The organism is Pseudomonas sp. (assembly GCF_030683065.1).
Lineage (GTDB): Bacteria > Pseudomonadota > Gammaproteobacteria > Pseudomonadales > Pseudomonadaceae > Aquipseudomonas.
The window spans coordinates 20131-36810 of the sequence record NZ_JAUXMX010000064.1; the positions used below are offsets into that span (position 1 = coordinate 20131).

Sequence of the window (16680 nt, forward strand, 5' to 3'; positions counted from 1 at the left end):
TCAATCGCCGAGGTCACAGCATAATGAGAAGGCTGTATGTACTGCTTGTGCTGCTCGCCTACAGCCTCCACATCAATGCCCAGCCGCTGAAAGTCTGTACCAATGAGTGGCCGCCCTACACACTGCTGGAGAACGGCCAGGTGCGCGGCATCGATGCCGACCTCCTGCACCTGGTGCTGACCAACCTGGGCATCAGTTACGAAATCACCCTCGAGCCCTGGCGCCGCTGCCTGCGCAAAATGAGTGATGGCCAGCTGGACATTCTGCTGGATGCTTTTTACAGCGAAGACCGGGCACGCCACATGATTTTCCCCGACGAGCCCATGGCCGAAAGCGCCATGGTCTTGTTCTACGCCACTGCGCGCCCGCACAGGATCGACTCGATTGAGGACTTGCGCGGTCTGCGCGTGGGCACCGAGCCTGGCTATGCCTACGGCGACCCGTCGTTTGCCAGCGCCACACATTTTATCCGTGAGAGTGCCCCAACTCTGGAGGCAAACTTCGGCAAGCTGTTGCTCGGACGCATCGACCTGGTCATTACCGACCGCGCTGTTGGCTTGCATACTGCCAACAGCCTGGGCATGCAGGCGGCCATCGACTTCAACCCGCAACCGCTTTATAGCGATCGGGTGTACGCCGCATTCAGCCGCAAGCGCGACACCGCAGCACTCCTGCCGCGCTTCGAGCATGAACTCAAACGCCTGAAAGCCAGCCCAGAGTATGCCGGGATTCTACGGCGCTACCTCCAGCCGGTTACGCCGCAGGCCATCGAGCAGTCTGAAACGCGCACAGACTAGCGGCTCTGTTATACTCCCTGCTTCCCGCCAGGCTTGCGCCCGGATGCTAGTCACCAGAGACCAGCAGTACCGGACGGGATTGCGCCCCCCAAGCGCGATTCAAGTCAGGCAATACACCCCATAGGGCCTCGCCCTCACTAGACAGGATTACTCATGTCCTTTGCCTCCCTCGGTCTCTCCGAGGCTTTAGTCCGCGCCATCGAGGCAGCGGGCTACACCCAGCCTACCCCGGTGCAACAGCGGGCCATTCCCGCCGTGTTGCAAGGCCGTGACCTCATGGTTGCAGCCCAGACAGGGACGGGCAAAACCGGCGGTTTCGCCCTGCCGATCCTGGAACTGTTGTTCCCCAACGGTCACCCGGATCGCGAGCATCGCCACGGCCCGAAACAACCGCGCGTACTGGTGTTGACTCCCACTCGCGAGCTGGCTGCCCAGGTTCACGAGAGCTTCAAACTCTATGCCCGCGACCTGAAATTCGTCAGCACCTGCATCTTCGGCGGCGTCGGCATGAACCCCCAGGTTCAGGCCATGTCCAAAGGCGTCGACGTATTGGTAGCCTGCCCCGGTCGCCTGCTCGACCTGGTCGGCCAGCGTGCCGTGGACTTGTCCCACGTGGAAATCCTGGTTCTCGACGAAGCCGACCGCATGCTCGACATGGGCTTCGTGCATGACGTGAAGAAGGTCCTGGCTCGCCTGCCGACAAAACGGCAGAACCTGCTGTTCTCGGCGACCTTCTCCAAAGACATCACCGACCTCGCCGGCAAGCTGCTGCATAACCCCGAGCGCATTGAGGTTACACCGCCGAATACCACCGTCGAGCGCATCGAACAGCGTGTATTCCGCCTGCAGGCCAGCCATAAGCGCGCCCTGCTTGCTCACCTGATCAGCGCTGGCGCGTGGGAACAGGTGCTGGTCTTCACCCGCACCAAGCACGGCGCCAATCGTCTGGCCGAGTACCTCGACAAGCACGGCCTGTCGTCCGTCGCGATTCACGGCAACAAGAGCCAGAATGCGCGTACCAAAGCCTTGGCCGATTTCAAGGCCGGTAACGTGCGGATCATGGTTGCCACCGATATCGCCGCACGCGGCTTGGACATCGACCAGTTGCCGCATGTCGTCAACTTCGAGCTGCCGAATATCGAGGAAGACTACGTTCACCGTATTGGTCGTACCGGTCGTGCCGGCCGCAGCGGCGAAGCAATCTCGCTGGTCGCACCCGATGAAGAAAAACTGCTCAAGGGCATCGAGCGGATGACCAAGCAGAAGATCGCTGACGGCGACCTGCTTGGCTTCGACGCCAGCACGGTTGAAGCAGAGCGCCCGGAAGTTCGCGAACCGCAGAAACCACGTCAACCCCGCGGCGCCAAGCCGGAAGGTGAACGCCACGGTGGCGGCCGTAAGGACAAGGGCAAAGACAGCGGCAAGGCCAAGCCTCAAGCTGCCCGCTCGCAGCAGCCACGCAGCACGCAAAGCGGTCGCTCCGCAGCGCCGGCAGTGCCTGCTCTGCCGCCGGATCGGGCGCCGGATGAGTTCCGCGACGACGAAATCGATAACTTTGGTAATCGTGCCGACTATGTCAGCCCGAACCAGAATAAGCAGCAGAACCGCGGCCGTCGGCCCGGTGCGCCTGCTTCGGGCCCCAGCGCCAGCAACGGTGTTGGTCAGGGTCCACGTACGCCAAGTAACAACCCGCGTAGCGGTTCAGGCAGTGCCGCTGGCGCTGGCGCTGGCAGCCAAGGTAAACGCCAAGGCGCTGGCGGCCAAGGTCGCAATGGCTCCGGCCGTGCCCGTCCGCCACGTGACTCGCGTGAAACGACCACCTCGCTTAATCGCGATGAACTGCCACGCCAAGAGGGCGCCGTAAAAAGCCCTCGCGACAAGCAGCCGGTGATCGTGCACAAAGGTTCGCGCAGCACTGAGCGCTTCCCGACGCCTGATCAACTCGACCAGCTGCCGAGCAATCGTCCGCGCGGCGAGAAGCCTGCACTGCTGACGCGTAATCGTGAAAGCTAAGCAGCACGACTAACGACAACGCCGACCTCAGGGTCGGCGTTGTCGTTCATGCACCTGCAAAAACGCCGACCCTGGGGTCGGCGTTCTGCTTTGACCTACGCGATCACAGTCAAGATCGTCGCCCTCGGCGACAGCAGATCTTACTTGCGTACGCCTTCTACCGAGATGATCAGCTCAACTTCCGCAGAGGCTGGACCGAGGTCCTTCTCAATCGCGAAGTCCTTCAACTTGAGCATGGTGCTGCCTTCAAAGCCGGCACGGTAGCCGCCCCACGGGTCACTGCCCTGACCAATAAACGCAGCGGCGATCACCACCGGCTTGGTCACACCATTGAGCGTCAGATTACCCGTGATGTCAGCGGTGCCTTCGCCGGTGGACTTCACCGACGTGGACTCGAAGGTCGCCGTCGGGTGCTTGCCAACACTGAGGAAATCATCGCTGCGAATGTGTTTATCGCGTTCGGCGTGGTTGGTGTCAACGCTGGCCGTATTCAGAACAACGCTGACCTTGCTGGCCTCCGGGTTCTTGTCGTCGAAACTGAAGCTGCCGTCAAAGTCCTTGAAGGTGCCGTACAGCCAGCTGTAACCCAAGTGGCTGATCTTGAAATTGACGAAAGCGTGCTGACCTTGTTTGTCGATGGCGTAGTCGGCAGCCGTGGCATAACCAGCACCGAGCAGAGCGGAGCCAAGGGCCAAGGCAGCGAGGGTCTTCTTCAACATGGGCATTTCCTTGTGAGGTTGGATAATTTGGCACGCGGACCATTCCGCGCCCCCAGAGCAACTTCAGCGACCGAACATGCGCAGCAGCGTGCGGTCACGGTCAATAAAGTGATGTTTGAGTGCCGCCAATCCGTGGATACCAGCAAAGATCACCACGGCCCAGCCAAGGTACTCATGCACCAGGCCGCTGACATCTTCCTGGCGCGGAATGCTGGTGATGGTCGCCGGCACGTCGAACAAACCAAATACGCCGATACCCCGGCCATCAGCGGTAGAAATCAGGTAGCCGGAGACCATCAGTACGAACAACCCCAGATAGAGGAAGGCGTGACCAAACTTTGCCCCCAGGCGGGTTAACCGGCCATGGCTGGCCAGGGTGGCCGGGGGTGGGCTGACCCAGCGCCAGAGCACGCGCACCAGCATCACTGCGAACAGCAAGATGCCGATGCTCTTGTGCAGATTGGGCGCGGTTTGATACCAGCTGCTGTAGTAATCCAGGCCGACCATCCAGTAACCCAGGCCGAACAGGCCAAAAACGCTCACTGCCACCAGCCAATGCAAGGCAATGCTGGTCAAGCCGTAATGCGAGGAGGTGTTGCGCCACTGCATTGAGAAGGCTCCAGAAAAATCGTTGGTTGAAAATTGTCCCAACAGGTTAGCGACAAACCTATCGATTAAAAGCGGAATTTTTCGCTTTGAAATATCGGGAAATACGATGCTAACCCTGACATCCCCGCTTCCGGTGATTAGTTTGTCCGGCCGCTCAGAAGTTCAGGTGACACCTAACGGATAGCCGGCGTTGGCGCACATAGGCGCAGAGGCATCTGATAGGCTTGCCGCAGATGATAGGGAGAGTATTTCGATGAGCTTGAACGACCACTGGATGCAGCGCGACCTGAATGTGCTCTGGCACCCCTGTACCCAGATGAAAGACCACGAACAGCTGCCCCTGGTACCGATCAAGCGCGGTGAAGGCGTATGGCTGGAAGACTTCGACGGCAAGCGCTACATCGATGCGGTCAGCTCTTGGTGGGTCAACGTGTTCGGCCATGCCAACCCGCGCATCAACCAACGTATCAAGGACCAGGTCGACCAACTGGAACATGTGATCCTCGCCGGCTTTAGTCATGCGCCTGTGATCGAACTGTCCGAGCGCCTGGTCAAGCTGACCCCGGCCGGCCTGGACCGGGTGTTCTATGCCGACAACGGCTCATCGTGTATCGAAGTTGCGCTGAAGATGAGCTTTCACTATTGGCTGAATGTCGGCAAACCCGAGAAAAAGCGCTTCGTCACCCTGACCAATAGTTACCACGGCGAAACCATCGCGGCCATGTCGGTCGGCGATGTCGCCCTGTTTACCGACACTTACAAAGCGCTGCTGCTGGACACCATCAAGGTGCCCAGCCCGGACTGTTATTTCCGGCCCGACGGCATGAGCTGGGAAGCTCACTCGCGGGCCATGTTTGCCCACATGGAGCAAACCTTGGCCGAGCACGGCCATGAGGTCGCGGCGGTAATAGTCGAGCCGCTGATCCAGGGCGCCGGCGGCATGCGTATGTACCATCCGATCTACCTCACGCTGCTGCGTGAGGCCTGCGACCGTTACGGCGTGCACCTGATTCATGACGAGATCGCCGTCGGCTTCGGACGCACCGGCACGATGTTCGCCTGCGAACAGGCCGGCATCCGCCCCGACTTCCTTTGTCTATCGAAAGCGCTGACCGGCGGCTACCTGCCCCTGGCGGCGTGCCTGACCACCAATGAGGTGTACCAGGCGTTCTACGACGACTACACCACACTGCGCGCCTTCCTTCACTCGCACAGCTACACCGGCAACCCGCTGGCCTGCGCGGCAGCCTTGGCAACGCTGGATATATTCGAGCAGGACAACGTCATCGAGGCCAACAAGGCGCTGGCCGCGCGCATGGCCAGCGCCACCGCGCACCTGGTCGATCACCCGCATGTCGCCGAAGTGCGCCAGACCGGCATGGCCCTGGCCGTCGAAATGGTTCAGGACAAGGCCAGCAAGACCGCCTACCCCTGGCAGGAGCGCCGCGGCCTCAAGGTCTACCAGCACGCCCTACAGCGAGGCGCCCTGCTGCGCCCACTGGGCAGCGTGGTGTATTTCCTGCCGCCCTATGTGATCACTGAAGAGCAAATCGACTTCCTCGCGGAGGTGGCCAGTGAAGGCATCGACATCGCCACCCGTAACTCGGTCAGCGTGGCTGTGAGCAACACTCGCTATCCGGGTTTTCGTGATCCGGGTTAACGACATGCGTCGTAGGACGCTTCACCCATCCGCCCTTGCGATCTTCCGGTGGATGAAAAGAGCGTGATCCACCCGACGGAAACCGGTGCGCACGGCGCACCCTACGGCTAAAATTTGCACCTTTGTCCCAGGTTCGCCCCTATGCGCCTATCCCGCTTCTTTATCGACGCCCCGCTGTCACTCGGCCAGCATGAGCTACCGGAAACCCAGGCCCACTACATCGGCCGCGTGCTACGCCATACCGTTGGCGATACCGTGCAGTTGTTCGACGGCAGCGGCAACGAGTTTCTCGGGGAGCTGATCGACGTCGGCAAGAAAACCGTGCGCGTCGAGTTGCGCGAAACCTTCGCCGGGCTGGCCGAGTCGCCACTGCACATCCACCTAGGCCAAGGCCTGTCGCGTGGTGAACGCATGGATTGGGCGATTCAGAAGGCCTGCGAACTGGGGGCCAATGCCATCACCCCGATTGTCAGCGAACGCTGCGAGGTGCGCCTGAAAGATGAGCGTGCCGACAAGCGCATGGCCCATTGGCGCCAGGTGGCAATCAGTGCCTGCGAGCAGTGCGGCCGCACGGTGATTCCTGCCATCCACCCGCCGCTCGTTCTGGCCGACTGGCTCGAGCAGACCGAGGCGGAGTTGAAACTCGTCCTGCATCCCGTCGCCGAGCCGCTGGCCAGTCACGATAAGCCGCAGTCGCTGGCCTTTCTGATTGGCCCGGAAGGCGGCTTGGCGGATGCAGAGGTGGCACAAGCGAAAAGCGCCGGCTTCCACGCCGCTCGCCTGGGCCCGCGCGTGCTACGCACGGAAACTGCGCCGGTGGTGGCGCTCAGCGTGGCACAGCAGCTGTGGGGCGACTTCTAAAAACTGCTAGCGCGAACGTAGATGGCTGGGCGCAGCGACAGTCCGCCAGCTTTTGTGTCACACCGATAAACCGGTGGTGCACTGCCTGCGGCGAGTGACACGGACTGCTCGAGGTAATAGCTCGCAGCGCAGGGCGTTTGCAGACGGTCGCGGTAAGCGAGGGTTTGTTCACACCCGCCTCAGATCAACCCGGCATCCGCCAACTTCTGCTCGAGGCCAATCAGGTCGGGGATCTTCAGCACATCCTCACCAATCACCACCGCATCCAACTCTAACGGGGCAAGCGGCACATCAGCGCGCAGCAGTTCGACGCCGACTTTTACCGAGCGCGGGATGCCCTGCACCAACAAGGCAATGAACTTGACCTTGGGGCGCCCGCCAAGGGCATTGATAATCACCACACGTGCAGTGGAGCCTACCTGAGCCTGCCCATCGGAAGCTGCTTCGAACGACAACAGCGGCAAACTCAGGTCACGCCAGCCAACCTGGCCGAGAAACCAGGCCGGCATACCCGCACTGACTTGCGGCGCGCGATAGGCAATCAGCTCGGCAATGGCCACGTTTGGCAGCAACAGGGTACGGTCGGCCAGTGGCACCAGCAGGGCGGTCAGGCTGTTGACGGTATTCGGGGTGGCGATGGCTTGGCTCATGGAAAGGTCCTATGCAGGGCAGCGCCCCGGATTAACTGCACTGCTCGGCCAAATGATTGACCAGCCCTGAGGCCAGTTCACGAGGGTCGCCGCTGAACGTGCTGTAACCACCCTCACGCAGGCTGTCTGGCATGCTCGGGCAGATGCAGGTATCGGCACGCTGGGTCCAGATGGTCCCACCTTGGCGGCGCACATACGCCGCTGCGGCACTGCCATCGCTGCCCATGCCACTGAACGCGATGACGCCACAGAGCCCGGCAAAGTGCTGGGCAAGATTGAGCATCATCTGATCGACCGACGGGCTGTAGGGTTCAGGCCAGGTACGCTCACTGATGTGCATGGCGCCTGCTTCGTCAAAGCCGAGCTCACGGCTAATCGGCACCACGACCACTTCACCACAGCGCACCGCATCGCCATGACGCGCCAGATTGACGCGCCACTGGCTATGCCGACCGACTGCCTGCGGCAGCGCCGACTCGAAACTGGGATCAATATGCTGCGCATAGACGAAGCCGACCGGCAAACCGCCCGGCAAGGCGTCGAGGAAAGCCTTGACTGCCTCCGGACCGCCAAGCGACGCGGCCAACAACCAGACCTGGCGGGCCACCTCGCCGACCACCAGCGGCGTATCGGCGAGCACGCGCGGCAAGTCCAGGCGGGACGGGCGCTGAGCCTCCGAGAGTAATGCCTGGAGGCTGGGGCCAACGGCTTGCGATGGGTCGCCGATCAGCTTCTTCAACTTGCCGAACAGGCGTCGCTCCCAACGCGGATAATTTTCCGAATGCCGCTCCGGAGCATGTCCTTCGCCAAATAAAATCGGGGCGCTGGCGTTTTCCATCAGGTCGTCGACCAGCGGAAAGTCCTCAGACTGGGCCAGATCGACCAACCACAAGTCAGTCTCGCAAGCCGCCAGGGTCGCCTCATCCAGGCGCGCCGGATCGCTATTGAGCACCACCAGATAGCCACTCCCGGTCAACGCCTGCTGCAGTACATGGCGCTGCAGCGAGGTATCGGCAATGACCGCAATGCGGGCCACATTTCTCTCGGTCATGCTGGTGTATCCGGACGGCGATGATTCGGGCCGCGCTCACTCGGCTGGCGGTTCACCAATTTCGCGATGCTTTCGAGCAATAACGATTCCTGGTAAGGCTTGCCGAGGTATTCGTTGACGCCGATCGCCAGCGCTCGCTCACGGTGCTTCGCACCGGTACGCGAGGTAATCATGATGATCGGCAGGTCTTTAAGGTGCTCATCGTGACGCACCAGGGTCGCCACTTCGAAACCGTCCATGCGCGGCATTTCAATATCAAGCAACATGATGTCGGGCTTGTGCTCCTGCAATTGAGAGATGGCGTCCACACCGTCTTTGGCGGTCAATACATTCATCCCGTTACGCTCGAGCAGGCGGCTGGTGACCTTGCGTACAGTGACCGAGTCGTCGACCACCATGACCAGGGTCGGCCGATCCGCTTCAATTTCTGCAGCGGTCGCGGAAAGCCTGAGCGTGCGCGGCTGCAATTGATTGACCAAGCGCGCGTGCAGCACACGGATGGTTGCCAGCAGGTCAAGGATAACCACCACGCGGCCGTCACCGAGGATAGTCGCCCCGGAAATACCGTGCACACTGGAGAACTGCGGCCCGAGACTTTTCACCACGATCTCGCGAGAGCCGGCCAAGGAGTCGACCTGCACTGCTACGGCATGCTCGCTCGAACGCACGAGAATCACCGGTAGAGGCAGACTCTGGCCGACCAACTTGGGTTGCTGGCCGTTATTCAACAGGTCACCGAGATAGCGCAACTCGTAGGCCTGACCGGCGTACTCGAAGCGTGGCGTATCCGCCGTGCCCGCGGCGTTCTGTTCGTAGAGGGCCTCCAGCTCGTAGGGCGAAATCCGCACGATGCCTTCGATGGTGTTCAGCGGGATGGCGTACAGGTCTTCACCCGACAACACCATCAGCGCGCGGTTGACCGAGACGGTGAACGGCAGACGGATGGCAAAGCGGGTACCTTCACCCGGTGTCGAGTCGATGCTCATGGAGCCGCCGAGTTGCTTGACCTCGGAATGCACCACATCCATCCCAACGCCACGCCCGGAAATCTGGGTGACCGCCTCGGCAGTGGAAAAACCCGCCTCGAGGATGAACTGGAGAATTTCGTGATCGCTCAGATCAGACTCTTCGTCCATCAAACCACGCTCGATGGCCTTGCGCCGCACGGCATCGAGCTTGATCCCACCGCCGTCATCGCTGAGGGTCAAGACGATATCACCGCCCTCACGGCCCAGGTTAAGGCGAATGGTGCCGTGCGCAGGCTTGCCGGCAGCACGACGCACCTCGGCCGACTCGATGCCATGGTCGACGGCGTTGCGCAACATATGCTCCAGCGGCGCGACAATCCGCTCAAGCACGCTGCGGTCCATCTCACCATCGGCATTGCCAAGAACGAATTCAACCTGCTTGCCCAATTCACCAGCGACCTGACGGACAATCCGTCGCAACCGCGGAACCAGGCGTTCGAAAGGCACCATGCGAGTGCGCATCAAGCCTTCCTGCAATTCGGTGTTGACCCGCGCCTGTTGCAATAACAGGGTTTCTGCATCGCGGTTGCGCAGCGCCAGGGTTTCTTTCAGGTCGAGCAAGTCGGAGGCAGACTCGAACAACGCGCGTGAAAGCTGCTGCAATTGCGAATGACGGTCCATTTCCAGCGGGTCGAAATCCTCATAGCCAGCACGCTCAGCCTCGGCCTGGTAGCGGCTGAGGATCTGCGCCTGGGTTTCGATATCCAACCGGCGCAGCTGATCACGCACTCGATCAATGGTCGCTTCCATCTCACTCAGGGTGAAACCGAAATCGCTGACCTGCTGCTCGACCCGGCCGCGAAAGATCGACGTTTCACCGGCCAGATTAACCAGGCCTTCGAGCAATTCCGCCGGCACCTTTACCAGCTCTTGCGGGGCGCGGCGTGCAGCAGCCTCCTGTGCAGCCTCTTGAGCGCGACGGACGAATGGCAGCGCTTTTGCCACCAGTTCGCGAGGCGGTAGATCGCTGGCGGCAACAATGGGGGCAATCAGACTCGGGGCTTTTGCCGCCGCCGGCTCAACGCCAGCCGCTGCACTGTCTTCATCCACCAGACTGGCCTGCAGACGCTGACGCAATTGGTCGAGTTCTTTCTGCAGTCCCTCGAAGCCCGATTGCACGTCGAGATACAGGCTTTCCGGCCAAGGCGCGCCTTGCAGCAGGGCCTCGCTCAGGTGTGATTCCAGGTCATGGGCCAGGTTGCCTAGACGGTTTTGTCCGGCCAGCCGCGCCCCACCCTTGAGGGTATGCAGAACGCGCAGCATGTCGTCGATCGCCGTGCCGTCGTCACGACTCTGGTCCAAGCGACCCATAGCAGCTTCCATGGCTTCCAGCAGGTCGTCGGCTTCTTCCAGGAAAATATCGAGGATATCCGACTCGCCATCGTCTTCATCCGGGCTTTCGGATATGGCATTGAGTTGCAGCGCAGACGGCATGCTCAGCTGCTGGTCCGGGTTGGCGCGAAACTGCCTGATCGTCTCGATCAGCGCATCGCCATCGGGTACCGCGCGCTTGCCTCGCACGGCATCGAGCATCTCAGCCAGTCGATCATGGCAGGCCTGAAGCAGCCCAAACAGCTCCGGGCTAGGGCGCAGCCGACCATCAGCAAGTCCTTCGTAAAGGAATTCAAGCTCATGGGCGAGGTCGCCAATTTCTCGAATTTCCGCCATCCGCGCACCACCCTTGAGGGTGTGCAGGTCGCGTTGCAGAGACTCCAGATCAAGGCTGTTGTCGACGTCTTCCATCCAGCGCTGCAGAGACGCGCCGGAACTGTCGATGATGTCGAAGCCTTCCTCAAGGAAGATGTCCACCAACTCCTGGTCGGGATGATCCTCTAGATCTAGCGGCGCGAACTGGCCTGCATCGTTTACCGCAGATGCTGATGAGCCCTGCGTATCGGCTAGCGCAAGATTCGGCTCAGGCTCAGTACCGGGAGCCTCCAGCAAGCCCAGCTCCATCTCGCCCTCGGCCTGCAACAACAGCTCGTTTTCGGCTTCGGCTTCGGCTTCGGCTTCGGCTTCGGCTTCGGCTTCGGCTTCGGCTTCGGCTTCGGGGACAGGTTCTGCGGCAGTTGCCACGGCTGACAAGCTCTGCGCACCTGCGTCCTGACGGAAACGACGAATCGCCTCGATCAGTTCGCAGGGCTGCTGCAACTCAGCCTGGTTTTGCAACTGTTCCAACAAGATGGCCAGGCAGTCATGGCTTTGCTGCAGCAGAGCAACGAGCGGCAGAGAATGGCTGAAGCGCCGATCCATCAAGCCTTCGTACAAGGACTCCAGCTCATGGGCGAGATCGCCAATCGGACGAATATCGGCCATTCGGGCACCACCCTTGAGGGTGTGCAAATCACGCTGCAATGACGACAGAACAGCCTTGTTGTCCGGCTCTGTGCTCCAGCGCTCTAGCGCTTGCCCGGCACTCTCGAGGATATCGACTGCTTCCTCGAGAAAAATTTCGACCATCTCGGCGTCGAGCGCCTCATGGCCCGATGTCCGCGTAACCGGCTCGTCCATGTAGTCGGGCGATTCAACTACCGCAGCCGTATCACTGTCACTCTCGAGCATCCATGGGGAATGCTCGAGCGCCGCTGTTGCCGCATCCAGGTCGACGACCTCCAGGCCCGATTGGCCACCGGAAGACAGCAGCGCCAGCGCGCGCGGATCCAGCGCCTCAGCGAGCAGACCGCGTAATGCCTCGACTCGTGCAGGCTCGGCACTGACCTGCAGGCCTGCAGCCACTTGGTCCATCATGCTGATCAGCGCTTCATGGGCCAACGCGGCCTCACTGAAGAAGCGTTCGCTGACCGCCAGGCTGCCTTCGTCCACCGCGCCGTAAAGGTCGAGCAGTGCCTCACAAAGCTCATCGATCTGCGGCAACTCGGCCATTTCCGCGCCGCGCCCCAGGGTGGTCAACTCGTCCAGCAAGGCACTCAGCTCCTGGCGATCGGACGGATGCTCACGCCAGCGCTGCAGCAACGCCTCGGCATCCAGCAGAATGTCCATGCCTTCGGCGAGGAAGATGCTGATCAGCTGCGGATCGCGGAGTTCGCCCTGCTCACTCTCGCGACTGCTTTGCGCTGCAGCGAGGCGGTCCTGGTGCAAGCTGTGCGTGCGCTCCAGAAACGCCGGGGCACCAGGCAGAGGCGCCAAGGGGTGAGTCTCCAACTGCTCAAGGCCCAAGCGGAACAACTTCTCGGCAGCGCTTAATAATTCGGCTTCGGCCAGATCCATGGGGATCAGATTACTTTTGAATTCCTTGGCCAGCTTCTCGAGCGGCGCAGCGATCTCTGCAATTGGCAGAATCCCGGCCATGTAGGCACTGCCCTTGAGGGTGTGCAGGGCACGCTGTAAATCGTCGGTGACCGGCCGCGGCAGTTCCTGGGCACAATCGGCCAGAAAACCGACCAGGCTATCGAGGTGGGTTTCCGCTTCATTACGGAAAATCTCCAACAGTTGCGGATCGAGGGGCTCGCTATCGAGGGGCTCTCCGTAGAGGGGCTCGCCATCGAGCACTTCGAGCGGCTCATCGACGCCAGCAGCGACCACTGCGGCGTCCGCAACACGTGCTTCCTGGGCAGCCGGCGCAACGCCTGTCGGCAGGTGCTGACCTTTCGCCAGCGCATGCGCGGTGGCGGCTAGCAGGTCGACATCGTCACGTTGGCGCTGAGCCTTGGCGGCGAACTCATCGACCAGAGCGGGCATCAGGGCCACCACATCGGCAATCACCTGATGCACCTCGGCATCCGGCTTGATGCTGCGATCGAGTACCCGGTTGAGCAGGTTTTCGATCGCCCAGCCCAGTTCGCCGATCACCAGCGCCCGAACCATCCGCCCACTGCCTTTGAGTGTGTGGAAGGCACGGCGAATCTCTGCCAGGGCTTGCTTGTTCTCGCTATCGGCACACCACGCTGGGAAGTACTCGGCGATGGTTTCTAGCACCTCGCCGACTTCCTCGATAAATACGTCCATCAACTCATCGTCGATTGACTCTTCATCATCCGGCGGTGGCAGCAAACTCGGCGGCACATCGTGAGCCGGCGGATTGATCGCCTGCAGTGGCGCGGCCATGACATCGGCCAGCGACAACTGCTTGGCGGCGGCTGAGGCGTCATTTATTGGTGCCGCGCTCGGCAGCTCAACCTCGGGCACGCCCAGCGATTCCAGCTCGGCTTCATCCCAGTGACCCGTGCTGCTCAGTTGATCCAGGCTCAGTTCTTCCAACTGCAGGGCATCACTGCTGAAGTCGACCAGCGGCGCTTGCGGCTCGTCACCGAGGTCGAGGGCCGGCAACTGTGCCGGATCGCTGGTCGGTTCATCTTCATCCAGCGCAACCTGGCTCAGGTTATCGTCGTCAAGCGCGCGTTCGGCATCGACTGCAGCAGAGGTAATAGCGCTCAGTTCCTCTGGGGCCACAGGCTCAACCGGCGCGTCCAGCAACTCAAGCGCCTCGTCATCAGCCAGTACCTGGATGTCATCCAGGGGATTGGCAAGCGGCGCAACGTCTTCTACCGGATCGAGAATCGAGGGCTTTTCTTTCAGCGGGTAGCCGAGGTTCTCCAGGCTTTCTTCGGCCACATCGAGAATCAGGTCACCCTGGCTACCATGGTCTTCGGCCAGGCGTTCGAGGTAGTACTCGACGCTGGTGATCGCGTCAGCCAAGGAGTCGAGACTCTGCCAATTCGGCACAGCCTTGCGCGCCAGCAGCTGCTCCTGGATATAGCGATTGCACGCATTGAGCAGATCCGCAGCACGCTGCAACGGAATCATCGCCAGGCCGCCGCGCACCTGGGTCAACAACTCCGGTACACGCGCCAGGTGTTCGTGATTCCACTGCGAGGCGATAAATTCGATAATCGCGTCCTTGGCCTGCTCCAGACCACTGCGCGCTTCCTTGATCACCAACTGGTGAATTTGCGCCACATCGGTGATGGGCAAATGGCTCTCTTCGCGGCCACTATCGGTGACCGGACCGACCATGCCGGCCAGGGTCGCCTCGACATACAGCAGCGCACCGGCGACATCCATCAGCACCGCATCGCTCGGCGCTTGCCGGCCGAGAGCCAGGCCATGAACCACGTCAATCTGATCGAGAATGACTTTACGTGGCTGGCCGAAACCGAGCACCGCCAGGGTGTCGGCAATTTGCTTGAGCGGTGCCAGCAGGCTATCCAGCTCGGCAACCTGATTACGGTCGCTGCGCACGAATAAGTCGAGGCTGTCCTTGACCCGCACCAACTCCTCACACAACGCGCCGACCACCGAGCGCATGGCATCGCGATCCGGGCCGGCCAGACGGGCGCGTTCCTCATCGACGAGATCGCTGTCCGGTAGCGCATCGTCAAGACGGAACTGCTCCTTCAAGGCACTGATACGTGGCGACTGAGCTGGGGCCTTGGCCACGTAGAACAACATGTTTTTGGTCAGTACGTCTGGGGCAGGCTGGTTGATACCGTCCACACCCTGCTCAAGCAGGCGCTTGAGCTCTTTATCAACCTCACGGAGCAGGGTACGGACCGACGTACTGTTGGCCACGCCACCACTGGCCAGGCCCTCGACCAGGCCAGAGGCGATTTGCCACAACGGGCCGAGTGGCGCGTCCTTGCACAGGGTTTCAAGACGGCCGAAAACTCGTGCCATATAGCCCAGGTTGGTCGGTAGGTCCTGATTGCGAATCACCCCGACCAGAGCCACTTGCAGCATCTGGCGCAGCTTGCGCAGCAGTATCGGCAGTTCAGCGGTGCGCAGCGCGCCCAGGGACTCGGCCGACACGGCCGGCGCACGCACGGACATATCCGGCGAAAACAGGCTGGTTTCCGAGAGCAGTTTTTCGCCGCGGGCAGCCCGTAGGTCGTTCAGCAGCGGCAACACCACCATCGGCAGGTCACGGCGGGCAGTCTGGATGCGGTCAAGGTAGGCCGGCAGCTGCAGAATCGCCTGCATCAGCACTTCCAGAGCTTCGCCCTGGCTGACAACGCGACCTTCCATCAACGCCTGGGCCAGGTGTTCCATTTCTTCGGCGAGCAAGGCGGCGCCGTAAAACTCCACCATTTGCAGAGTGCCGTGTACCTGATGCACATAGGTCAGGCAGAAGCGCATGCGCGTCGAATCCTGCGGATTCTCGACGTACGCCTCCAGGGCTTGGCGCGCCTGTTTCAGGGTTTCCGCGATTTCGCCTTTGACCCACTCCAGGGCGACATAGTCGTGCCGATCCCCCATAGCCGCTCCACTCATATACTTGGCTCTGCCTTATCAGGCTGTTGAAAAACTACCTGCGCTGCCATCGCTGCGTTAAAAGCAGGCCCGGATACGAGTCCAGTCGGACTGCTCGTTTACAGCTCGTAAAGTCGAATGCACCCGCAGTCGCATTCTTGCCTGCGTTGACTCGCTACCACGCCTACTGTTCTCAACGACCTGCTATCCCTTGCGGGTAAAAGCCAGCACTCGCTCGTCGGCCACCGGCAACAAGTCCGGATGCTGCCAACCAGCTACTTCACCTACTCCCACCACCAGCAGACCACCCGGAGCCAGGCGCTCGGCCAAGCAGTTGAGGATCTCGCGGCGACGCCAGCGGCGAAAGTAGATCAGCAAGTTCTGACAAAAAATAACGTCCATACCGAACATTGGCGCCTTGGCCAGTTCCAGCACATTGAGCCTGGCGCAACACACTCGCGCAGCCAGGTCCGGTATCACCTTGAAACGTCCATCGGCCTGGGCCGCAAAGTAGCGCTGCCCCAGCTCAGTATCCATTTGTTGCAACTTGCGCGCGCCATATTGGCCATCACGCGCCTTACTCAACGCGTTCAGGCTGATATCGGTACCCGTTACGCCGAAGTGCCCGGGCTGCTGACTGCCTCGCAACACTTCAGCCGCGGTAATCGCCAACGAATAAGGCTCCTCACCACTCGAGCAACCCACGCTCCACAGCTCCCATGGACGAGGCAAGCCGTGTTGCAGTCGCTCGTGCAAGTAGCGCTCGAGCACCTCGAACGATGGCTGATGGCGAAAAAAGCGGGTCTCCTGAACGGTAAGACGATCTAGCAGGGTCGACCATTCGACCGCACCGCGCGGGCCATCCGTGACCTGCTGATAATAGGTGGCGTAATCCGCCACCCCCAGCTCACGCATGCGCACACTCAAGTTGGTCTGCAGAAACGCTCGCCGCTGCTCGCTGAGCACCACACCAGTGCGCTCCTCAAGCAGCGCCTGCCAGGCACAAAATTCGGCAGCCGGCATATCTACCACCGGTTGCAAAGACCAGGCGCCTGACTGCATGTCGTGCCTCTCGCTCATGGCCA

10 protein-coding genes are annotated in these 16680 nt (G+C 61.1%); 4 read left to right on the plus strand and 6 right to left on the minus strand.

Annotated features, from left to right (window positions below; translation table 11 throughout):
- Positions 1-23: 23 nt before the first annotated feature.
- Positions 24-797 carry an ABC transporter substrate-binding protein gene (locus tag Q8K09_RS20860; RefSeq protein ID WP_305256923.1) on the plus strand — a complete coding sequence of 258 codons (774 nt, stop codon included), beginning with the start codon at positions 24-26 and terminating at the stop codon, positions 795-797.
- 153 nt (positions 798-950) lie between these two features.
- Positions 951-2810, plus strand: coding sequence for a DEAD/DEAH box helicase (locus tag Q8K09_RS20865; RefSeq protein ID WP_305256924.1), 1860 nt, complete (start codon positions 951-953; stop codon positions 2808-2810).
- A gap of 140 nt (positions 2811-2950) precedes the next feature.
- Here the strand turns inward: Q8K09_RS20865 and Q8K09_RS20870 are convergent, their stop codons facing one another.
- Complete coding sequence (locus tag Q8K09_RS20870; RefSeq protein WP_305256925.1) at positions 2951-3529, minus strand: YceI family protein; 579 nt, start codon at positions 3527-3529, stop codon at positions 2951-2953.
- 63 nt (positions 3530-3592) lie between these two features.
- Entirely contained in the window at positions 3593-4138 is a 546-nt protein-coding gene (locus tag Q8K09_RS20875; protein WP_305256926.1) for a cytochrome b, read from the minus strand.
- 253 nt (positions 4139-4391) lie between these two features.
- Here Q8K09_RS20875 and Q8K09_RS20880 point away from each other — a divergent pair, with 253 nt between their 5' ends.
- On the plus strand, positions 4392-5798 hold the full coding sequence (locus Q8K09_RS20880) for an adenosylmethionine--8-amino-7-oxononanoate transaminase (protein ID WP_305256927.1): 1407 nt from the start codon (positions 4392-4394) through the stop codon (positions 5796-5798).
- A 141-nt stretch (positions 5799-5939) separates the two neighbouring features.
- Complete coding sequence (locus tag Q8K09_RS20885; RefSeq protein WP_305256928.1) at positions 5940-6659, plus strand: 16S rRNA (uracil(1498)-N(3))-methyltransferase; 720 nt, start codon at positions 5940-5942, stop codon at positions 6657-6659.
- 179 nt (positions 6660-6838) lie between these two features.
- Here Q8K09_RS20885 and Q8K09_RS20890 read toward each other — a convergent pair whose 3' ends face one another.
- From Q8K09_RS20890 to Q8K09_RS20905, 4 genes are all read right to left on the minus strand, one after another.
- A complete protein-coding gene (locus tag Q8K09_RS20890; protein ID WP_305256929.1) occupies positions 6839-7309 on the minus strand; it encodes a chemotaxis protein CheW in 471 nt (156 codons plus the stop codon).
- 31 nt (positions 7310-7340) lie between these two features.
- The gene (locus Q8K09_RS20895; protein WP_305256930.1) at positions 7341-8360 is read right to left on the minus strand and encodes a chemotaxis protein CheB; all 1020 of its coding nucleotides are present in this window, start codon (positions 8358-8360) and stop codon (positions 7341-7343) included.
- Positions 8357-15601 (minus strand): Hpt domain-containing protein, encoded by a 7245-nt coding sequence (locus tag Q8K09_RS20900; RefSeq protein WP_305256987.1) that lies wholly within the window; start codon positions 15599-15601, stop codon positions 8357-8359. The genes Q8K09_RS20895 and Q8K09_RS20900 overlap by 4 nt, the downstream gene beginning before the upstream one ends.
- A gap of 198 nt (positions 15602-15799) precedes the next feature.
- Positions 15800-16657, minus strand: coding sequence for a CheR family methyltransferase (locus tag Q8K09_RS20905; RefSeq protein WP_305256988.1), 858 nt, complete (start codon positions 16655-16657; stop codon positions 15800-15802).
- Between the last annotated feature and the right edge of the window lie 23 nt (positions 16658-16680).